Source organism: Deferrisoma sp. (assembly GCF_054681715.1).
In genome coordinates this window covers 16,845-38,413 of sequence record NZ_BAAHFQ010000001.1, presented here as the reverse complement: position 1 = coordinate 38,413, position 21,569 = coordinate 16,845, and the positions used below count along the sequence as shown (strand labels likewise).

Below are 21,569 nucleotides of genomic sequence, written 5' to 3'. Positions count from 1 at the left end.
GAGCGCATGAGTCCGCTGGAATCCGAGAGGACGTTCGCCACCTCGTCGGGCGCCCATGGACCCGCCCCGAAGGAGTCACCCATGGCACTTCCGATCGAAGAAGCTCTGGCGCGTTTCGAGGCGATGTTCCGGGAGGCGGGGGAGCCTCCCGAGGCCTTCGAGACCTTTGCCCGCCTGTACCGGCGCTACCGGCAGGGGGAAACGGGAACGGTGGAGTGGGACCGCATCGAGCCCGCCGGTCCCGAGCAGATGGTGCCCCTGGAGGCGGCGGACACGCCCGAGGCCCGGCGCGAGGGCGAGCGGCGATGGGGGGAGCTCGTGTGGATCGTGCTCAACGGCGGGCTGGGCACGTCCATGAAGATGGACCGGGCCAAGAGCCTCGTACCCGTGAAGGGGAACCGGAGCTTCCTCGACCTCCTGGCCGACCACGTGCTCCGGCTCCGCCGGCGCACCGGGGTGGAGCTGCCCGTGCTCTTTATGAACTCGTTCGCCACCCGGGACGACACCCTGAGGGCGCTGGCGGGCAAGGGGCTGGAGGTCCGGGGCCTCCCCCTGGACTTCGTGCAACACCGGTTCCCCCGGATCCGCGAGGACGACGGCGGCCCGCTGGGCGCCGCGGGCGATCGCGACGCGTGGGCCCCCCCGGGCCACGGGAACCTGTATGCCGCCCTGGCCGGCTCGGGGGTGCTGGAACGCCTCCTCGACGCCGGGATCCGCTGGGCCTTCGTGTCGAACGCCGACAACCTGGGGGCGAGCCCCCACCTGGGACTGCTCGGTCACCTCGCCAACGAGAACCTGCAGTTCGCCCTGGAGGTGACGCCCAAGACCGAGGCGGACGTGAAGGGGGGAACCCTGGTGGTGAAGGACGGCAGGCTGGAGCTCCTGGAGATCGCCCAGGTGCCCCCGGGCCGGGAGGCCGAGTTCCAGGACATCCGGCGGTTCCGGGTGTTCAACACGAACAACCTCTGGGTGGACCTGGCCGCCGTTCGGGATCTCGTGTCCCAAGGGCGGGGCCTGGAGCTGCCCCTGATCGTGAACCGCAAGGAGGCCCGGGGGGTGGGGGTGGTGCAGCTGGAGACGGCCATGGGCGCGGCCATCGGTGCGTTCGAGCGGTCGCGGGGGATCGTGGTGGGTCGGGAGCGGTTCGCGCCGGTGAAAACCACCGACGACCTCCTGGCCCGGCGGAGCGACGCCTACGTGCCGGGCGACGAAAGCCCCCTCGTGCCCAACCCCGAGCGGGACCCCGCCCTCGGCCCGCTGGTGATCCGGCTCGACCCGCGCTATTACCGGTCGGTGGCGGACCTGGATCTGCGGATCCCCGACCCGCCGAGCCTCGTGCGGGCCCGCCGGCTCGAGGTCCGGGGGGACGTGCGCTTCGGAAGGGGCGTGGTGGTCGTGGGGGATGCCATCGTCGAAAACCCGGGCGGGGAGCCCCTCCGGGTTCCCGACGGGGAACGGCTAGGCGGCTGACTCGGCGACCAACCGCCGCAGCGATGCCAGCACGTCCCGGTCCAGGGCGCCGGCGACCCCCCGTTCCAACTGGGCCACGGCCTCCAACGGCGTGACGGGCGGACGGTACGACCGCTCGGAGGTAAGCCCCACGAACGCCTCGGCCACGGCCACGATCTTCGCCGCCGGGGGAATCTCTTCGCCCTGCCGGCCCATGTACCCCGAGCCGTCCTCCCTCTCGTGGTGGTACACGATGGCGTCCCGGTCGAGGCCGCGCACGCCCAACTGCTCCAGGAACCGCCAGCCCAGGAGGGGGTGTTCGGCCAGGTCCCGTCGCTCCCGGGGTCCGAGCCGCCTCGGCTCGGCGAGCCGCCGGATCCGGAAGCTCGCCTCCCCCAGGTCGTGGAACCGGGCGCTGGCCCGGATCCGCTCCACGGTCTCCTCGTCGTATCCCCGGGCCCGGGCCAACCGGCCGGCCCAATCGGCCACGGCGCGGGAGTGGCCGGGCATCCCCGGGATCATGTTCTCCACCATGTCCACGAGGTAGGCGAGCGACTCCCGGAGGAACCCCTGCCGGTCCCTCGAGAACCGTCGGAAAGCGTGGAGCACCAACCCGATCCGGTTCGCCACCGGCAGGAACCGGTCCCGGTCGTCCGGGGTGAACGCCGCCCCGTCGGAACGGTTGCTAAAGTGCACCACCCCCTCCAGCTCCCCCTGGGCCAGGAGGGGCACGCTCAGGAACGAGTCGGTGCGGTACCCTCCCACCCGGTTCAGCGGGGCCTCGTCTGCCTCCAGGTCCTCCGGGACGAGGAGCGGCGTTCGGTGTCGGGCCACCCATCCGGACACGGTCTCCGAGTCTAGGGGGACCCGGGTGGTCCGGATCACCTGGTCCCGGCCCTCGAACCCGAACGCCTCCTGGACCACGAGATGGCCGTCTTCCCGCACCATGAGGGAGATGCGGTCGGCGGGCACGACCTCGCGGCACAATCGGGCGACCCAGCCCAGGAGCACCCCCGCCTCCCGGGGCCGTCCCACCACGGCCTGGGCGGTCATACGGTCGATCAACCGGTCGCCGTCGGGCGCCTCGGGCCCTGGGGGCACGTAGTAGCGCCGCCCCGCCATCGCCCGGGCCCTCCCCAGCGAGTCCTGGGCCGTGTCCCAGAGACTCTCGGGTGTGTCGCCGTGTTCGGGCATCACCGCCGCCCCCATGCAGGGGTCAACCCGGATCCCCCCGCCGGGCACGAGTTCTGGGATGAGGGGCTGGGCAAAGGCCTCAAACAGCCGCCGCGCCAGGGCCGCCACCTCCTCTTTCCCCGCACCCGGAAGGATCATCGCCAGGGTCTCCGGCTGGATCCGGGCCAGGGTGTCGCTGCGTCGCCGGGTCCGGTTCACCGTGGCCACTACCGCCTGGAGAAGCGCGTCCGCAACCGCGGCGCCCCGCTCGGCCCGGATCCCGGGCAACGCGTCGATCCCGATCAGCAGCAGGGCCACCGGGGTCTGGGTGCGGGCGGCCCGGGCCACCTCGCCCCGGAAGTGCTGGTCGAAATACCGCCGGGTGAACACTCCCGTAAGGCGGTCGACGAAGGCGAGTTCCCGGGCGCGGTCGCCCGCCGCCAGGTCGTCCAACACCGGTTCGAAGCTCAGTGCGAACAGCCGCGCCATTCGCGCCTCGTCGGCTGTGAACCCGGGCTCCTCCCTCCGGATCAGCACGAGGAGTCCGGCGTCGCGCCCCGACGGCCCCAGGGGCACCACGAGGATGGAGCACGCCCCCAGCGGATCCAGCCAGCGGGAGGCCACCGAGGGGTCCCGCTCGGCATCGAGCACGGCCGGATGGACCGCCGGCCCCCGCGCGGCCGCGAACAGGCGCCGCAAGGGTTCCTCGTACCCCTCGGCCGCGCCCCGGGTCTCCAGGAACACCGGATCCGGGCCCACCTGCCAGAGGGCCGCGGCCCCGTCCCAGCGCAGGAGTGAGGAGGAGAGATCCACCAGGAGCCGCAGGGCATCCTCCAGCGAGGTGGCGCTTCGCGCCGCCCACTGGGCCTGGAAGAGGAGGTTCACCTCCCGCGGGTACCGGGACGCCCAATCGCCCGGGATCTCGAGCGGCACGGGAATCACACTGGAAGGGGGCATCGCGGTCGCCATGGCGAAACATCATCCTTTCCGCCGGGGGAGAGTGGTCGCAGCAGGCACGCACCTAACCGTCTCGGTGCACGAATGCAAACATCTTGCCGCGACTCGACTTTTTCGGGACCCACCGAGAACAGCCGGCTTCCGCAAGAAAGCCGACCGTTCCCCCCGCAAATGAGCGTGGCAAATTTAGCCCATTTGTGGAAATCTTTTTCCCTCTTTTCCCACCACCGTTCCGGCCACGGGTTGGATGCCGCCGGCATCCTCCCGGCCGGGACCGGGTCATCCCCGCTGCGCGCCCACGCCCACCGGTTCCCCCGCGATCAACTCGTCCACCTCCGCGCCCGTGAGTTCCTCCCGCTCCAGGAGCGCCCCCGCCACCCGGTCCAAGGCGCCGCGGTGCTCGGTCAGCAGCGCCACGGCCCGCTCCTCGCAGTCCCGCACGATCGTCTCGATCTCCTGGTCGATGATCCAGCCCATCTGCTCCGAGTACGTCTTCTCCTGGGCCAGCTTCTTCCCCAGGAACACATGCTCCTCGCCCCGGCCGAACGTCACGGGCCCCACCCGCTCGCTCATGCCCCACTGGCAGACCATCTTCTCCGCCAGGTCGGTGGACTGTTTGAGGTCGTTCTGGGCCCCGGTGGAGAGGTCGTCGAACACCAGCCGCTCGGCCGCCCGCCCCCCCATGTTCACCGTGATCTTCCCCAAGAGGTACGACTTCGGGTAATAGTGCCGGTCGGCCTCGGGCACGATCTGGGTCACCCCCAGGGCCGCGCCCCGGGGCACGATGGTGACCTTGTGCACCGGGTCCATGCCGGGGATGAGCCGGGCCACCACGGCGTGGCCGGCCTCGTGGTAGGCCGTGATGCGCCGCTCGTTCTCGTCGGTGAGCCCGGGCCGTTCGAGGCCCATGAGCACTTTGTCCTTGGCCTGCTCGAAGTGGGACCTCGTCACCAGGTCGCTCTTCTCCCGGGCCGCGAACAGGGCCGCCTCGTTGCACAGGTTCTCCAGATCCGCCCCGCTCATGCCGGGGGTGGAGCGGGCGATCACGTCCAGGTCCACGTCGGGCGCGAGCGGCATCTTGCGGGTGTGGATCCGGAGGATCTGGCGGCGCTCCTCCAGGGTCGGCAGGTCGATCACCACGTGCCGGTCGAACCGCCCGGGCCGCAGCAGCGCCGGGTCCAGCACGTCGGGCCGGTTCGTGGCCGCGATCACGATGACCCGCTCGTGGCCCTCGAACCCGTCCATCTCCCCGAGGAGCTGGTTCAGAGTCTGCTCCCGCTCGTCGTGCCCACCCCCCAGGCCGGTGCCCCGGGATCGGCCCACGGCGTCGATCTCGTCGATGAAGATCATGCTCGGGGCCTTGGCCCGGGCCTTCTCAAAGAGGTCCCGCACCCGGGCTGCCCCCACCCCCACGAACATCTCGATGAACTCCGAGGCGCTGGTGGAGAAGAACGGCACCCCGGCCTCCCCGGCCACGGCCCGGGCCAGCAGGGTCTTCCCGGTCCCCGGCGGGCCCATCAGCAGGATGCCCTTGGGCACCCGTCCCCCGGTCCGCTGGAACCGCTCGGGATCCCGCAGGTAGTCCACCACCTCGGAGAGCTCCCTCTTGGGGTTCTCCATGCCGGCCACGTCCTGGAACGTGACCTTGGGCACCTTGCCCTCGTACACCCGGGCCTTCACCTGGCCGAAGTTCCCGAAGGGTCCGAACCGGGCGTTCTGGGCGCGGCGCATAGTCCACACCCAGAATCCCAGCAGCAGGAGCCACGGGAGGCTGTTCACCAGGAACATCCACCACATGTTCTCCGGCCCCCTCCGCCGCACCTTCACCTCCACCCCCTTTTCCTCGAGGAGCGGAAGGAGCTCGCGGTCGTCCAGCGGCGGCAACTGGGTCCGGAGCGTCGTGGTTTTCTGGCCGGTCGTTCCCACCGGGATTTCCCGGTAGAGGGCGGCCGTGAGCTCCTCCTCTCCCAGCTCCACCTGCCGGACGTTGCCCTCCCGCAACTCCCGCTTGAACGCGGTGTACGACACGGTGGCTGCCGGCCCCGTGGGGGTGCGGGAGAGGTTCTCCACCATCACGCTCAGGAGCAGCAGGAGAAGGAGCAGTCCCAACGCCCGCTGCCAGGGAAATCGCTCCATGGTTCGGTTCGGTCCTTTCGGAGGCGAGGCGGAAACCCTGCGGGTTCCCCGCTAGGCGGCTCGGTGGCCTGGCGGCTGGACGGCGCACCCCGCCGCGGCCATGCGGAGCCGATGGAGTCCTCCGGCTAAGCTATCGGAAAGCCTGCAAACGGTCAAACGGGCGGGTGGCCTGGGCGGGTGAGGTTCACCCCGCGGCCCGGTCGGGAAAGAGCCGCAGCGCCAGGTCCTCCAGGCGCCGGATCTCGTCGCGGTACTGGGCGGCCTTCTCGAACTCCAGCTCCGCCGCGGCCTCGAGCATCTTCTTTCGCAATCCGGCGATCTCCGCCTCGAGCTCCTCGGGCGTCCGGTAGGCCGCCTCGTCCTCGGCCGCCACCGGCACCGTGACGTAGTCCATCTCGTAGACCGAGGAGAGCACGTCGTCGATGCGCTTGCGCACCGACTCGGGGGTGATGCCGTGGGCCTCGTTGTAGGCGAGCTGGGCGGCCCGGCGGCGGCGGCTCTCCGCGATGGCCCGGGCCATGGAGCCCGTGATCCGGTCGGCGTAGAAAATGACCCGGCCGTTCACGTTGCGGGCCGCCCGGCCCGCCGTCTGGATGAGGCTCGTCTCGCTTCGGAGAAACCCCTCCTTGTCGGCGTCGAGCACGGCCACCAGGCTCACCTCGGGCAGGTCGAGCCCCTCCCGCAGCAGGTTCACCCCGATCAGCACATCGTGCACCCCCTGCCGGAGCTCCCGGATGATCTTCACCCGCTCCAGGGTGTCGATGTCGGAGTGGAGGTACACGGTCTTGACCCCCAGGTCGGCGTAGTAGCGCGTGAGGTCCTCGGCCATGCGCTTGGTGAGGGTGGTCACCAGCACCCGCTCGCCCCGCTCCACCGTGCGCCGGATCTCCTCCAGGAGGTCGTCCACCTGGGTCTCGGCCGGCCGCACCAGGATCTCGGGGTCCACCAGCCCCGTGGGCCGCACGATCTGCTCCACCACCCGGCCCCCGGCCTTCTCGAGCTCGTACCGGCCCGGGGTGGCCGAAACGTAGATCGCCTGGTTCACCCGGACCTCGAACTCGTCGAACCGCAGCGGCCGGTTGTCGAGGGCCGACGGCAGCCGGAACCCGTACTCGACGAGCGTTTCCTTGCGCGACCGGTCCCCCCGGTACATGCCGCCGAGCTGCGGGATCGTGACGTGGCTTTCGTCCACCACCAGCAGGAAATCCTCGGGGAAGTAGTCGAGGAGGGTGGGCGGGGGCTCGCCGGGCCGGCGACCCGTGAGGTGGCGGGAGTAGTTCTCGATGCCCGTGCAGTACCCCATCTCCTGGAGCATCTCGATGTCGAACAGCGTGCGCTGCTCCAGGCGCTGGGCCTCCAGGAGCTTTCCCTGGGCCCGGAGCTCCCGGAGCCGCTCGCCCAGCTCCTCCTGGATCGACCGGATGGCCCGGTCGAGCACCTCCCGGGGGGTCACGTAGTGGCTGGCCGGGGGGATCAGGATGTGCTTGAGCCGGCCGATCCGCCGGCCCCGCAGGGGATCCACCAGGTGGATCCCCTCGATCTCGTCGCCGAAGAACTCCACCCGGATCGCGTGCTCGTCCTCGTAGGCCGGGAACACCTCCACCACGTCGCCCCGCACCCGGAACGTGCCCCGGTGGAAATCGACGTCGTTTCGCTGGTACTGGAGGTCCACCAGCTTCCGGAGCACCCTGTCCCGGTCGGCCTCCACCCCCTCCTCCAGGTAGAGCACCATCTCCTGGTAGGTCTCCGGATCCCCGAGGCCGTAGATGCACGACACGCTCGCCACGATCAGAACATCGCGACGGGTCAGCAGGGCGTGGGTCGCCGCGTGCCGGAGCCGGTCGATCCGGTCGTTGATGGACGAGTCCTTCTCGATGTAGAGGTCCTGCTCGGGGAGGTAGGCCTCGGGCTGGTAATAGTCGTAGTAGCTGACAAAGTACTCGACGGCGTTTTCGGGGAAGAGCGCTTTGAACTCGGCGTAGAGCTGGGCCGCCAGGGTCTTGTTGGGGGCAATCACCAGGGTGGGTCGGTCGACCCGGGCCACCACGTTGGCGATCGTGAAGGTCTTGCCCGACCCGGTGACCCCTAGGAGCACCTGGTGGCGAAGCCCCTCCTCGACCCCCCGGGCCAGTTCCTCGATGGCCCGGGGCTGATCCCCCCGGGGCTCGAACTCGGTGACGAGACGAAACGACATGCGACGGGCGGGGAAGCGAAAAAGCTAGAAAGCTGGGAAGCTAGGAGGCTGGGAAGGGGAGGCCACCGTCCGCTCGTCGTGACTCGCCGGTTGTGTCGCCCGCGAGCGCCACGCCGCCCCACCACCGCCCGTGCGTCCGGCACGCCCGTCCGGCCGCGCGTCCGCACGTCCCAGCGTCCGCACGGTCGTCCTACCTCACCTTCCACCGGGTGCCCTCCGGGCCGTCCTCGAGCACGATGCCCCGATCGGCCAGTTCGTCCCGGATCCGGTCGGCCGTGGCCCAGTCCCGGGCCTTCCGGGCGGCAGCCCGCTCCGCGATCTTCTGCTCCACCCAAGCCGGGTCGATCCCCAGCGAGGCCGCCCCGCCGCGGCGGCGGGCCTCCCGGTAGGCCACCGGGTCGTCCTGCAGGATGCCCAGCACCGCCCCCACCTTCCGGAGGCTGTCGGCCGCGTACCGCACCACGGCCAGATGGTGGGGCTGGGGGTCGAACCCCTCGTGCAGGAACGCCCCCACCTCCCGGGCGCACCGGTGCATGTGACCCAGGGCCTCGGCGGTGTTGAAGTCGTCGTTCATCGCCTGCTCGAACTGGTAGAACAGCCCGAGCACGGCCTCGTGCACGGCCCGGCTGCCGTTGCCCAACTCGGCCACCGGCACCTGGCTGGGCACTTCCCGGTCCCGGAGCACGGCATCGGCCCGCTCCAGGAGGCCGTAGAGCCGGTCGAGGCCGGCCGCGGCGTCGTGGAGCGCCTGGTCCGAGTAGTCCAGGGGGCTCCGGTAGTGGTGGCCCAGGAGAAACGCCCGCAACACCTCGGGGTGCACGGCCTTCAAGACGTCGCGGATCGTGAAGAAGTTCCCCAGGCTCTTGGACATCTTCTCCTGGTTGATGTTCACGAACCCGTTGTGGAGCCAGTACCGGACGAAGGGTTTCCCGGTCAGCGCCTCGGCCTGGGCCACCTCGTTCTCGTGGTGGGGGAACACCAGGTCCTTCCCGCCCCCGTGGATGTCGATCGTGGGGCCCAGGTACTTCTGGCTCATCACCGAGCACTCGATGTGCCAGCCCGGGCGCCCCTCGCCCCAGGGGCTGGGCCAGGAGGGCTCGCCGGGCTTCGCCGCCTTCCAGAGGGCGAAATCGAGGGGGTTTCGCTTGCGGGGATCCACCTCGACCCGGGCCCCGGCCACCATCTCGTCCAGCGGCCGCTTCGACAGGCGGCCGTAGCCCGGGTAGCTGTCCACCGAGAAATACACGTCCCCGTCCACCGCATACGCGTGGCCCTTGGCGATCAGGCCCTCGATGTGGGCGATCATGTCGTCCACGTGCTCGGTGGCCCGGGGTTCGTGGGTCGGCCGCAGGACCCCCAGGGCGTCCATGTCCTCGTAGAAGGCCCGGATGTAGCGCTCGGCGATCTCGGCGGCCGACACCCCCTCCTCGTTGGCCCGCCGGATGATCTTGTCGTCAATGTCGGTGAAGTTGCGCACGTACACCACGTCGAACGAGCTGTACCGCAGGTACCGGTACACCACGTCGAACACCACGGCCGAGCGGGCGTGGCCCACGTGGCACAGGTCGTACACCGTGACGCCGCACACGTACATCCCCACCCGCCCGGGCTGAAGAGGTTCGAAGAGCTCTTTCCGGCCGGTGAGGGTGTTGTAGACCTTGAGTCCCATGGCTTCTCGACTTCCTCCTTCGGGGTTTCGCCGTCACCGGCGGCCTTCCCGGTTAGGAGAGGCCACCGGTCACCCCGAAACCCGAATCTGCGGACCCTAGCAGAGGCCGTTGGGTGCCGGCAAGATCATCCACCCATCAGGAGGAGACCGGCCTGCACCCCGCCCACCAGCGCCCCCAGCACCCCGCCCCACCAGGTGATGGCCCGGAGCTCCCTGCGGGCCACCTGGAGGATCACCCGCTCCACCTCGGCCGCCGAAAACCCCCGGATCTGCTGCTCCACTAATCCGCGCACATCCACGATCCCGAGGAGCGCCGGCACCTGCTCCGCCACGATGGGCAGCAGCCGGTCCAAAGCGAGCGAGGCCACCTCCCGGACGAACGCCTCCGACGGCGGCGGCACCCCGCCCCGGGCGAGGGCCTCCCGGGCGAGTTTCGCGAACCGTGGCGCCTCCCGGTCGGCCAGGCGCTCGAGCCCTCCCCCTTCGATCCACCGGGCGGCATAGTCGGCCCAGCGGCCGGCGGCGTCTCCCAGGCTGGTGCGAAGGGGCGCGCCGTACCAGCGTTCCAGCTCCCGCTCCAGCAATCCCAGGAGGGCCTCGGCCACCTCGGGCCTCCGCAGTCGCCCCACGACCCAGGAAGCCGCCTGGCCGTAGACCCGGTCCAGCACCTCGGGGGGGAGCCCGGCCAGCACCTCCCCCGGCGTGCGGGCCAGCAGCCGGTCCACGGCCTCCAGGATCCCCTCCCGGATCCGCTGCCGATGCTCCTCCTGGCGGACCAACTCCCGCAGCCGGAACAGGTTCTGGTCCACGATCTCGTCGGCCTCGCGGAAAATCCGCTCCCGGGCCAGGAGCGCGGCGTGGCGGATCGCGTTCTTGACGAGCCCCCCCTTCACCTCGGCCAGATACCCGACGATCCCCGCCCGCACCGCCCCCTTGATCCGCTCCACGTTGGCCGGCGAGAGCACCGCCTCCTCGAACCGCTGGAGCAACGGGTCCACCAGCGGGTCCACGGCCGAGCGCAGGGCGCCCGCGATCTCCGGGGGAAGAACCTCCCGGAGCGGCCGGTCCACCCCGGCCAGGCGGACCACCAACCGGTCGAGCCCGAGGCGCACCCGGCTCTCCAGGTCCGGGGAGGCCAGAAGCTCGGCCGCCTTCCCGGCCGCCACCCGCCGGAGCACCCCCTGCTCCCCGGGCAGCAACTGGGCCGGGGCGAGCCCCAGCACCCGGTCGGCCAGTTCCCGAAGCGCTGCCCGCCCGTCCGGGGTCCGGAACCACTCGGTCAGCCCCTTGGCGGTCTCCCGGACCACCGCCTCCACCGCGCGGCCGGCGGCCTCCCGGTGCTCGGGTGCCGCCCACCACGACCGGGCGCCGGGGCCCAGGTACCGGCCCGCCAGATCCACCACCAGGTCCGCCAGGGGCCCCCGCACCTCGGCGCCGGCCAGGCGCTCGGCCACCCGCTCCTCCCGCAGGAGCTCCGTGGTCACCACCTCGGCCACCTTCCGGGCGATCTCGTCCTTGCGGCGGGGGATCATGCCCTGGAACCGCAAGCCCAGGAAGCGGCGCTCCTCGTAGGGGCGAAACAGCATCCGGATCGCCAGGGCGTTGGTGGCGTACCCGATGACGAACCCGAAAACGGGCGCGGCCGCAACCGCCCACAGCTTCTCGTTCACGGGGAATCCCCCATCTGCGGCGCCCGGCCAGAGACGGCCGGGGCGCTCGGAAGCCGGGTGAGGGAACCGCCGGGAAGTCCAGGATTCATTCGCACCCTCCCAGATGCCCTCCCCCTCCGTGTTCTCCGTGCCCTCCGTGGGTCCCTTGCCGGGCGCCGGCCGGCCGGTGCCGTCCTTGACACGCCGAAGCCCCTCCCCTACCCTCGTTGAACCTTTCCAAACGAACCCGCCGCGGCAGGCTCAGCAAGGGGGGCCCCATGCTACACCCGCCCGGACCCGAAGACTACTGCCTCGCCCGCGTTCGGACGCCCCTGGACGGGGGCCTCGACCGCCGGGAGTTCCTGCGGCGCACCGCCGCGGGCGCCTCGCTCGTCGCCCTGTGCCTTTTGCTCCCCCGACGGTCCCAAGGCGCCCCCGGCGAGGAGCAACCGCCCACCCTCGTGGTGGTCGACGTGAAGAAATGCGTGGGCTGCCGAATCTGCGAGGTGGAGTGCGCCCGCAAGAACTACAAGACCTACAACCCCCGCCACGCGAACCTCCAGGTGATCCACCTCGTGCCGCCCGTGAGCGTGCCGAACCACTGCTACCTCTGCAAGGACTCCCCCTGCATCGCGGAGTGCCCGGTGGTGGTGGACGCGAAAACGGGCAAGCGGGCCCTGTACCACGACCCCAAGGTCAAGGGGCTCAAGCTCGACAACGTGGCATGCACGGGGTGTTGGAAGTGCGTGGACGTGTGCCAGCGGGAGCGAAGCGGGATCCTGCGGCGCAACGAGGCCTCCAAGAGGCCCGAGGGGTTCTGCACCCTGTGCGACGGCGACCCCTCGTGCGTGAAGTTCTGCCCCAACGACGCCATGGCCCGGGTGCCGGTGACCTTCGACGGCCGCTACCTGGCCCGGAACCCGTACCTGTTGGGCCAGGAACTGGCGAAGCTGTGGTATCGGTGAATAAGGCTGGGAGGCTGGGAGGCTAGGAGGCTGGGAGGCGCAACTGCCGTGAATCGGGAGTCGGGAATGACGGGACCGTCCCAGGTCGTTCGTCGTTGGCCGTGGGGTTGGAACGACCTACGACGCACGACCCGCGACCCACGCCCCACGGCCGTTGGCGCATCCACGCCTCCGCCCGGCATCGCCGGCCAGCGGCCCCGCCGAAGCTGCTTGTGGAGCCTGTCACCCACGCTGGGTCGGGCGGAAACGCGGGACGCAAGAAAAGGGGTTTGCGTCCTAGCGTCCCAGCCTCCCAGCGTCCCAGCATCCTAGCGTGAAACCCATGGAAGGCTACGCCGGATTCTTGCTCGATGTGGACCTGACCCGGGAACGGACGGAGCGCGTGCCCCTCGACCGGGACCTGGCCCTCCGGTACCTGGGCGGCCGGGGCCTCGCCGCGCGCCTCGTGTGGGACCACGTGCCCCCGCATACCGACCCCCTGGGCCCGGAGAACGTGGTGGTGCTGGCCGCCGGACCCCTCACCGGGTTCCCCGTGCCCGGGGCCTCGCGCACCAGCGTGGTCACCAAGAGCCCGGCCACCTCGCCCCGCGCGGGAACGCCCCATGCCGGCACCCTCGCCATCGGCCAGATCCCCGGCCATTTCGCGACCGAACTTCGCTACGCCGGGTTCGACGCCGTGATCCTGCGGGGCCGGGCCAAGGAACCCGTGTCCCTCGTGATCCGGGACGGCGAGGCCACCCTGCGCCCGTCGCTGGACCTGTGGGGCAAGGAGATCCCCGAGGCCGAGGCGCTCCTGCGGGAAGACCTCCCCCGGGAACCCTATCAGGTCGTGGCGATCGGGCCGGCCGGGGAGAACCGGATCCCCCTCGCCTCGGCCGTGCACAGCCACCCCTACGGGGCCCACTCCGGGCGCGGGGGCATCGGCGCGGTCTGGGGCAGCAAGAATCTCAAGGCCGTCGCGGTGCGGGGCACCCTCACCCCCTTCGATGCGGCCCGGCCGGCGCAGCTCGACAAGCTCACCCCCGAACTGGCCAGGAACCTCCAGGGGTGGAACCGGTACGAGACCTGGCGCCGGTACGGCACGGCGTGCCTCCTGGAGGCCGGGAACGACGCCGGGTTCCTGGCCGTCCGGAACTTCCGGGAGGGCTGGACCCCCAGCGCGGCCGCCGTGGGGGCCGTGCGGGCCGAGGCCGTGTACTGGCTCCGGAGCGAGGCCTGCTACTACTGCCCGCTCCACTGCCGCAAGGTGGCCCGGCTCCCCGGCCGGGTCGGACCGGGGCTCGCGGTGGCCGGGCCCGAGCTCGAGACCGCGGCCATGCTCGGCACGAACCTGGGGCTTGCCGACCTGGAGGCCGTGCTCCGGCTCAAGGACCGCTGCGACCGCCTCGGCCTCGACCCTTCGAGCGCCGGGAACCTGCTGGGGTTCCTGACCGAGGCGGCCGAGCGCGGCCTCGTGACCCCGGCCGACCTCGGGGGCGTGGCGCCCCGGTGGGGGGATGGCGAGGCCTATCGGGAACTGCTGGACCGGATCGGCCGGGCCGACCGGTCGGTGGCCTGGGCGTCGGCCGGGGTGCGGGCCGCCGCGGCCCACCTGGGCAAGGGGGCCGAGGCCTGGGCCATGGAGGTCAAGGGCCTCGAGATGGACACCTACAACCCGCCGGGATTGCCGGCGCTCGCCATCTCCTTTGGCACCGCGCCGGTGGGCGCGGCCCACGAGTTCGGCCACACCCCCCGGGTCCAGGACGAACGGGCCGTCTCCGACTCCCTGGGCCTGTGTCGGTTCCACCTCTACGCCAACCCCCTCGAGGTCCAGGCCAGGGCGCTCGCCGCCGTCACCGGGATCGACCGTTCGGCCGACGACCTTCGGACGCTGGGCGAGCGCATCTGGAACCTGGAGCGGGCGTTTGCGGCCCGGGAGGGGTTCGGGCCCGAGGACGACCGGCTCCCGGCCCGGTGCGGGGCCGACGCCTTCACCCAGGGCCCCCGGGCCGGGGCTGCCCTCTCCCGGGACGACGAGGAACGCCTCCTCGCCGACTACTACCGCCAGCGGGGGTGGGACCCCGCGGCCGCGGCGCCCACGGCCGAGACCCTGGGCCGGCTCGACCTCGGCGACGTGGCCCGGGTGCTCGCGGGGTGAGCCATGCGGATCCGAGTGAGCTGGCTCGGCGTGATCGTGGGTCTCTGGGGGATCGCCCTGGGATTTCTGGGGCGCGGCGCGGGCCCTGGGTGCCCCCTGGGCACCTGCGTCGCCTGCGGGGCCTGCTTTCCCCGGCCCGGAATCGAGCGGGCGGCGGATCCGGGGGACCGGGTTGCGTAGACCCGCCTGGCCGCTCAGGGCGGCCGTACAGGCGGCCTCCATGGGGTGGGCCGCGTGGATCGGCCTGAACGCCGCCTTTCTCGCGGCCCTGGCCGACCAGGCCCGCACGCCCGCGCCCTGGCTCGCGGCCCTGGCCCCGTGGTTTCCCTTCGGCCCTGAGGCCGGGAGTTTGACCCTGGAGGACTACTGCCCCTTCGGCCCGCTGGAAGGGGCGATCCGGGCCGTCCAGGGCCTCTGGGCCGGCCGCGGCCTGTCCTTCGTGGGCCCGGTGACGCTTCGGAACCTCGGGGTGCTCGTGGCCGTGGCGGCCCTGGTTCTCCTCACCAAGCGCACCTTCTGCGGCTGGCTCTGTCCCTTCGGCGCCCTGTTCGATCTCCTGGACTGGCTGGGCCGGCGCCTTGGCCTCCCCCGGGTGCGGCCCGCGCCCCCATGGGACGCCCGGCTGGGCCGGCTCCGGTGGGCCGTTCTGGCCGGGATCGTGGGCCTCACCGGCTGGGCGGGCTACCTCGTGTTCAAGGAGGTGGATCCCTTCTTCGCCCTTTACACCCTCGGAAGCGCCACGGCCCCGAAAGCGGCCTACGCCATCGCCGGGCTGCTCCTGGCCGCCGGCCTCGTGGTGCCCGGGGTGTGGTGCCGGTACCTCTGCCCCCTGGGCGTGGCCCTCGAACCGCTGTCGCGGTGGGGCCGGATCCGGGTGGTCCGACGCGACGGGGCCTGTACCCGCTGCGGCCGATGCGGAACCATCTGCCCCCAGCGGATCCCGGTGGCCCGCCGCGACCGGGTCCGGGATGGCCGGTGCACCAACTGCCTCAGGTGCCTCGACGCCTGCCCCGAGTACGCCCTGGAACTTCGGCTGGAGGTCCGGCCGTGAGGGTTTCGGCGGGGTGGTTCGCGCTTCTCGTAGCCGCCGGCTTCGCCCTGGCCCTGTGGGGCGCCCGAGAGGCTGGGGTGTGGAAATCCCGGGTGCGGGAGCTCCCCCCCTCGGAGCGCCTCGCCCCCCCTCCCCCGGCCCCGGGCCAGTCGGGGGCGTTTCCCATGTAGGCCGCGCCGGGCCGCCTTCCCGCCCGCACAAAAAACCCGGAACCCGCAAGGCCTTCGGCCTTCCCGGGTCCCGGGTCGGGTTCCGGTGGGCAGTTTACCGTCGTGCCCAGGACCGACTAGGGCAGCCCTCGCTGCAGTGCGCCACGCGGGGCACCATGAACCGCTTCATCGTCATCGCCTTCACCTCCCTTCGTGTGAGGATGGTTGATGGGAGCCAGCCTAAAACCGACCCCCGGGGTTGTCAAGGAACCGCCCGTCGTCACCCTAACCACCGATTTCGGCACCCGCGATCCCTTCGTCGGCGTCATGAAAGGGGTGATCCTCGGAATCTGCCCGCGCGCCCAGCTCGTGGATCTCACCCACGAGATCCCGCCCCAGGACGTGCTCGCGGGCGGGATCGCCCTGGAGGACGCGGCCGGCTACTTCCCGGCGGGCACCGTGCACCTGGCCGTCGTGGACCCCGGCGTGGGCACCGACCGGCCGGCCCTGGCCGTCCGGACCGATCGGTACTGGTTCGTGGCGCCCGACAACGGGCTCCTCTCGTTTCTCCCCGAGGGGGAAATCCGGGACATCCGGCGGATCGAAAACCCGGACCTGTGGCTCCACCCGGTGAGCGCCACCTTCCACGGCCGGGACGTGTTCGCCCCGGTGGCGGCCCACCTGGCCGCCGGAACCGCCCCCGAACGGGTGGGCCCCCTCGCAGACCGGTTCGAGAGGCTCGCGTTCCCCCGCCCCCGCCCCACGCCCGAGGGACTGGAGGGCGAGATCCTGGGGTTCGACCGCTTCGGGAACGCGATCACGAACCTGCGTCGGCCCGGGGCCGCGGGCCGCGCCGTGCGGGTGGCCGGCCGGGACCTTCCCCTGCTTCGCACCTACGCCGAGGTGGCGCCCGGCCAACCCCTTGCCCTCTGGGGCTCGTCGGATCGCCTCGAGATCGCCGTGCGAAACGGGAGCGCCCGCCGAGAACTGGGGCTGGAACGGGGCGACCGGGTGGTGCTCCGGCCTTGATCGGGTGGGGCGCTCCCGGTATAAATGGATTTCCGATTCGGCGGTTTTCGCCTTGATTCAACCAGATTTCGGGAAACGAAACCGTTTCGGGGAGGAATGCCATGGCCACCGAGAACACCGCGTTCGCCCAACTTCCCGCCGACGACACCCTGCCCCGGGCCGTCCGGGAGCGGTGGGTGCCCCTCCAGGCCGAGCTCCTCCGGGCCGGGGCGTTCTGGGAGGAGAGCCTGGCGATCCTCCGGGAGATGGTGAGCCACCGCCGTCCGTTCCCCTCGGCCGCCGAGGCCCTGGCCTGGTACCGCAAGCCCTACCACCCGCCCGTCTAACGCCGGAGGACCGACGCCGATGCCCTACCCCTTCGCCCAAGCCGCCCCCGCCGCCGACCCCCGGGCCATGGCCCTCGTGCGCACCCGGTTCGTGCGCACGGTGTACCAGTGGATGGCTGGCGGCCTGGTGCTCACGGCCGCGAGCGCCCTGCTCGTCCTGAAGAGCCCGGCCCTCATGGGCGCCCTGGTGCTGAACCGCGGGGCGTTTCTCGTTCTGATCTTGGCCGAACTGGGGCTCGTGGTGGCCCTGTCGGCCTGGATCGGCCGCATGAGCGTCCGGGCCGCGAGCTGGGCGTTTCTGGCCTACTCCGTGCTGAACGGGGTGACCCTTTCGGTGGTGTTCCTCGTGTACACCGGCACGAGCATTGCGCTGACCCTGCTCGTGGCCGCCGCCACCTTCGGCGCCGCCGCCCTCTACGGCACCGTGACCAAGAGGGATCTTGCGGGAATCGGGTCGTTCCTGTTCATGGGCCTCGTGGGGCTCCTGGTGGCCAGCGTGGCCAACTGGTTCCTCCGGAGCCCCGCCCTGGACTGGGCCCTCAGCTACATCGGGGTGCTCGTGTTCACGGGGCTCGCCGCCTACGACGCCCAGAAAATCCAGCGCATCGGCCTCACGGCCGCCGCCCACGGCGAGGCCGCCCTTTCCCGGCAGGCCATCCTGGGGGCCCTTGCCCTCTACCTGGACTTCGTGAACCTGTTCCTCTTCCTGCTCCGCATCTTCGGGCGGTCCCGGGACTGATTTCCTGTCCGTGAACGAAGCCTGAGGCCAGCCCCCCGCCCCGCCGGGCGGGGGTGAGGGTCCGGCTTTACCCTCTCGCCATCCCAGACGAAGGAGGTACCGATGTCCCAGCGCAGAAGGCTCACCATCGAAGGGAACGAGGCCACCGCCTCGGTGGCCCACCGACTGAGCGAGGTGATCGCGATCTACCCGATCACCCCCTCGTCGCCCATGGGCGAGTTCGCGGACGAATGGTCGGCCGTGGGCAAGAAGAACATCTGGGGCACGGTGCCCCACGTGGTGGAGATGCAAAGCGAGGGCGGCGCGGCCGGGGCCGTGCACGGCGCGCTCCAGGCCGGGGCGCTCACCACCACGTTCACGGCGAGCCAGGGCCTGCTCCTGATGATCCCCAACATGTACAAGATCGCCGGGGAACTCACGAGCTATACCATGCACGTGTCGGCCCGCACCGTGGCCACCCACGCTCTCTCCATCTTCGGCGACCACTCCGACGTGATGGCCTGCCGCCAGACCGGGTTCGCCCTGCTCGCCTCGAACGGGGTGCAGGAGGCCCACGATCTCGCGGCCATCGCCCACGCGGCCGGGCTCAAGGCCCGGGTGCCGTTCCTCCACTTCTTCGACGGGTTCCGCACCTCCCACGAGGTGGCGAAGATCGAGGAACTCACCGACGACGATCTCCGATCGCTCATCGACGAGGAGGCGGTGCGGGCCCACCGGGAGCGCGCCCTCTCGCCCGAACGCCCCAAGATCCGGGGCACGGCCCAGAACCCCGACGTGTTCTTCCAGGCCCGGGAGGCCTGTAACCCCTTCTACCTGGCCTGCCCCGGGGTGGTGGCCGACGTGATGGAGCAGTTCGCCCAGCTCACCGGCCGCCGGTACCGCCTGTTCGACTACGTGGGCCACCCCGAGGCCGAGCGGGTGATCGTGATGATGGGCTCGGGCGCCGACGTGGCCCACGAGACCGTGGAGCACCTGGTGGCCCAGGGGGAGAAGGTGGGCCTCGTGAAGGTCCGGCTTTACCGGCCGTTCAGCACCGAGCACCTCATGGCCGCGCTTCCGGGGAGCGTCCGGGGCATCGCGGTGCTCGACCGCACCAAGGAGGCCGGCGCCGTGGGCGAACCCCTCTACACCGATCTGGTCTCCGCCCTGGCCGAGGCCGAGGCGGCCGGCACGGCCCCCTACGCCGAACGGCCCCGGGTGGTGGGCGGCCGGTACGGCCTCTCCTCGAAGGAGTTCACCCCGGCCATGGTCAAGGCGGTGTTCGACAACCTGGCCGCGGCCACGCCCAGGAACCACTTCACCGTGGGCATCAACGACGACGTGACCCACACCTCGCTGCCCTACGACCCGGCCTTCGACATCGAGCCGGAGGACGTGGTGCGGGCCGTGTTCTGGGGCCTCGGGGCCGACGGCACGGTGGGCGCCAACAAGAACTCCATCAAGATCATCGGCGAGGAGACCGACAACTACGCCCAGGGCTACTTCGTGTACGACTCGAAGAAGTCGGGCGGGGTGACCGTCTCCCACCTCCGGTTCGGGCCCCGGCAGATCCGCAGCGCCTACCAGATCAAGAAGGCGAGCTTCGTGGCCTGCCACCAGTTCTCGTTCGTGGACAAGTACGACGTGCTGGAGTTCGCCGCGCCCGGCGCCGTGTTCCTCCTGAACGCGCCTTTCGGCCCCGACGAGGTCTGGGACCAGCTCCCCCGGGAGATGCAGGAGCAGATCCTCGAGAAGAACCTCAAGTTCTACGTGATCGACGCCTACGAGGTGGCCAAGAACACCGGCATGGGCGGCCGCATCAACACCATCATGCAGACCTGCTTCTTCGCCATCTCGGGGGTGCTGCCCCGGGACGAGGCCATCGCCAAGATCAAGGGCGCCATCCAGAAGACCTACGGCAAGAAGGGCGAGGAGATCGTCCGGAAGAACTTCGAGGCCGTGGACGAGACCCTGGCGAACCTCCATGAGGTCAAGGTGCCCGGCCGGGTCACGGCCACCCGCACCCGGCCGCCCATCGTCTCCGACGAGGCGCCCGAGTTCGTGAAGAAGGTCGAGGCGCCCATGATGGCCATGAAGGGCGACCAGATTCCGGTGAGCCTCCTGCCCCCCGACGGCACGTTCCCCACGGGAACGACCCAGTGGGAGAAGCGGAACATCGCCCTGGAGATCCCGGTGTGGGACCCCGACACCTGCATCCAGTGCACCAAGTGTTCGTTCGTGTGCCCCCACGCCACGATCCGGCCCAAGATCTACGACCCCGAGGTGCTCGCAAACGCCCCGGCCACCTTCAAATCGGCCGACGCCAAGGGCAAGGACTGGAAGGGTAAGAAATTCACGATCCAGGTGGCCCCCGAGGACTGCACCGGGTGCGGCCTGTGCGTGCAGACCTGCCCGGCCAAGAACAAGGCCGACCCGAAGAAGAAGGCCATCAACCTCCAGTTCCAGATTCCCCTGCGGGACCAGGAGCGGGAGAACTGGGCCTTCTTCCTCACGATCCCCGACCTCGACCCCTCGATCCTCAAGGCCGACGTGAAGGGGAGCCAGCTCCGGCGGCCGCTGTTCGAGTTCTCGGGGTGCTGCGCCGGGTGCGGCGAGACCCCCTACGTGAAGCTCATGACCCAGCTCTTCGGCGACCGGATGCTGATCGCCAACGCCACGGGCTGCTCCTCGATCTACGGCGGGAACCTGCCGACCACGCCGTACACTACGAACGACGAGGGGTTCGGCCCCAGCTGGTCCAACTCGCTCTTTGAGGACAACGCCGAGTTCGGGCTCGGATTCCGGCTGGCCATCGACAAGCAAAAGGAGATGGCCGAAGAGCTCTTGAAGAGCCTGGCGCCCCAGATCGGCGACGACCTGGTCACGGCGCTCCTCACGGCCGACCAGTCCTCGGACGCCGGCATCCGGGAGCAGCGCAAGCGCGTGGCTGCCCTCAAGGAGAAGCTCGCGGGCCTCGACGACCCGGCGGCCCGGCGGCTCGCGTCGCTCGCTGACTACCTGGTCCGCAAGAGCGTGTGGATCCTGGGCGGCGACGGCTGGGCCTACGACATCGGCTACGGCGGCCTCGACCACGTGCTCTCCATGGGCCGCGACGTGAACATCCTGGTCATGGACACCGAGGTGTACTCCAACACCGGCGGCCAGATGTCCAAGGCCACCCCGCTCGGCGCGGCGGCCAAGTTCGCGGCCGCCGGGAAGGCCAAGCCCAAGAAGGACCTGGGCCTCATGGCCATGGCCTACGGCGACGTGTACGTGGCCCGGGTGGCGTTCGGCGCCAAGGACCAGCACACGGTGAAGGCGTTTGTGGAGGCCGAGTCGTACCCCGGCACCTCGATCATCATCGCCTACAGCCACTGCATCGCCCACGGGTACGACCTGCGCTACGGCTGCGAGCAGCAAAAGAAGGCCGTGGAGTCCGGGTACTGGCCGCTGTACCGCTTCGACCCCAGGCGGCGGGAGCAGGGCCTGAACCCCTTCCAGCTCGACTCCAATCCGCCCAAGATCCCGCTCGAGGACTACGTGTACCAGGAAACCCGGTACCGGATGCTCCAGCAGATGGACCCCGAGCGGGCCAAGCGACTCCTGGCCGCGGCCCAGGAGGAGGTGCGGCGGCACTACGCGCTTTACGAGCAGTTGGCCCACCTCAAGATGCACGGCCTGGAGGGCGGCAGCGCCGAGTAGCGGCACGTGCCCGGAAATACCGAGAGGGCCCGTCGGTTGACGGGCCCTTTTTTTGCGCTACCGTGGCGTTCGGGGAAACCGCGGAGGACACGGAGAGCACGGAGAAAATCGAGCGGGATTGCCCGAGGGAGCCGTCGCCGCCTAGCTGCCTGGCTGCCTCGCCGCCTAGCCGCCCAGCCAAACGATTCACGATTTCACGATTCCCGATTCACGGCAGTTGAGCCGCCTGGCCGCCCAGCTAAACGATTCCCGATTCCCGGCAGTT

The 21,569-nt window shown here is 70.7% G+C and carries 15 protein-coding genes; 10 read left to right on the top strand and 5 right to left on the bottom strand.

The window, feature by feature from the left end; all coding sequences use genetic code 11:
- Positions 1–81: 81 nt before the first annotated feature.
- Entirely contained in the window at positions 82–1,470 is a 1,389-nt protein-coding gene (locus ACY0I8_RS00160; protein WP_461393097.1) for a UTP--glucose-1-phosphate uridylyltransferase, read from the top strand.
- On the opposite strand, the gene ACY0I8_RS00155 is transcribed toward ACY0I8_RS00160, so the two are convergent.
- The 5 genes from ACY0I8_RS00155 to ACY0I8_RS00135 form a co-directional block, all read right to left on the bottom strand.
- The gene (locus ACY0I8_RS00155; protein ID WP_461393096.1) at positions 1,459–3,591 is read right to left on the bottom strand and encodes a bifunctional diguanylate cyclase/phosphohydrolase; all 2,133 of its coding nucleotides are present in this window, start codon (positions 3,589–3,591) and stop codon (positions 1,459–1,461) included. The genes ACY0I8_RS00160 and ACY0I8_RS00155 overlap by 12 nt on opposite strands.
- Before the next feature lie 267 nt (positions 3,592–3,858).
- Positions 3,859–5,715, bottom strand: a complete 1,857-nt coding sequence (ftsH, locus tag ACY0I8_RS00150; RefSeq protein WP_461393095.1) for an ATP-dependent zinc metalloprotease FtsH — start codon at positions 5,713–5,715, stop codon at positions 3,859–3,861.
- Positions 5,716–5,899: 184 nt separating this feature from the next.
- Positions 5,900–7,909, bottom strand: a complete 2,010-nt coding sequence (gene uvrB, locus ACY0I8_RS00145; RefSeq protein WP_461393094.1) for an excinuclease ABC subunit UvrB — start codon at positions 7,907–7,909, stop codon at positions 5,900–5,902.
- A 190-nt stretch (positions 7,910–8,099) separates the two neighbouring features.
- Positions 8,100–9,578, bottom strand: a complete 1,479-nt coding sequence (gene cysS / locus ACY0I8_RS00140; RefSeq protein ID WP_461393093.1) for a cysteine--tRNA ligase — start codon at positions 9,576–9,578, stop codon at positions 8,100–8,102.
- A 125-nt stretch (positions 9,579–9,703) separates the two neighbouring features.
- Positions 9,704–11,248, bottom strand: coding sequence for a DUF445 family protein (locus ACY0I8_RS00135; protein WP_461393092.1), 1,545 nt, complete (start codon positions 11,246–11,248; stop codon positions 9,704–9,706).
- 257 nt (positions 11,249–11,505) lie between these two features.
- Between ACY0I8_RS00135 and ACY0I8_RS00130 the strand changes: the two genes are divergently transcribed.
- The 9 genes from ACY0I8_RS00130 to nifJ all read left to right on the top strand — a co-directional run bounded on the left by ACY0I8_RS00130 (position 11,506) and on the right by nifJ (position 21,304).
- Positions 11,506–12,192 carry a 4Fe-4S dicluster domain-containing protein gene (locus ACY0I8_RS00130; RefSeq protein ID WP_461393091.1) on the top strand — a complete coding sequence of 229 codons (687 nt, stop codon included), beginning with the start codon at positions 11,506–11,508 and terminating at the stop codon, positions 12,190–12,192.
- 322 nt (positions 12,193–12,514) lie between these two features.
- Entirely contained in the window at positions 12,515–14,329 is a 1,815-nt protein-coding gene (locus tag ACY0I8_RS00125) for an aldehyde ferredoxin oxidoreductase family protein (RefSeq protein ID WP_461393090.1), read from the top strand.
- A 3-nt stretch (positions 14,330–14,332) separates the two neighbouring features.
- Positions 14,333–14,509 carry a hypothetical protein gene (locus ACY0I8_RS00120; RefSeq protein ID WP_461393089.1) on the top strand — a complete coding sequence of 59 codons (177 nt, stop codon included), beginning with the start codon at positions 14,333–14,335 and terminating at the stop codon, positions 14,507–14,509.
- A gap of 40 nt (positions 14,510–14,549) precedes the next feature.
- A complete protein-coding gene (locus tag ACY0I8_RS00115) occupies positions 14,550–15,380 on the top strand; it encodes a 4Fe-4S binding protein (protein WP_461393088.1) in 831 nt (276 codons plus the stop codon).
- A complete protein-coding gene (locus ACY0I8_RS00110; RefSeq protein ID WP_461393087.1) occupies positions 15,377–15,550 on the top strand; it encodes a hypothetical protein in 174 nt (57 codons plus the stop codon). The genes ACY0I8_RS00115 and ACY0I8_RS00110 overlap by 4 nt, the downstream gene beginning before the upstream one ends.
- 207 nt (positions 15,551–15,757) lie before the next feature.
- On the top strand, positions 15,758–16,558 hold the full coding sequence (locus ACY0I8_RS00105; protein WP_461393086.1) for an SAM hydrolase/SAM-dependent halogenase family protein: 801 nt from the start codon (positions 15,758–15,760) through the stop codon (positions 16,556–16,558).
- A 101-nt stretch (positions 16,559–16,659) separates the two neighbouring features.
- Entirely contained in the window at positions 16,660–16,884 is a 225-nt protein-coding gene (locus tag ACY0I8_RS00100) for a hypothetical protein (protein ID WP_461393085.1), read from the top strand.
- A gap of 19 nt (positions 16,885–16,903) precedes the next feature.
- Complete coding sequence (locus ACY0I8_RS00095) at positions 16,904–17,623, top strand: Bax inhibitor-1/YccA family protein (protein ID WP_461393084.1); 720 nt, start codon at positions 16,904–16,906, stop codon at positions 17,621–17,623.
- Between the two features lie 102 nt (positions 17,624–17,725).
- On the top strand, positions 17,726–21,304 hold the full coding sequence (gene nifJ / locus ACY0I8_RS00090) for a pyruvate:ferredoxin (flavodoxin) oxidoreductase (protein ID WP_461393083.1): 3,579 nt from the start codon (positions 17,726–17,728) through the stop codon (positions 21,302–21,304).
- Positions 21,305–21,569: the final 265 nt, after the last annotated feature.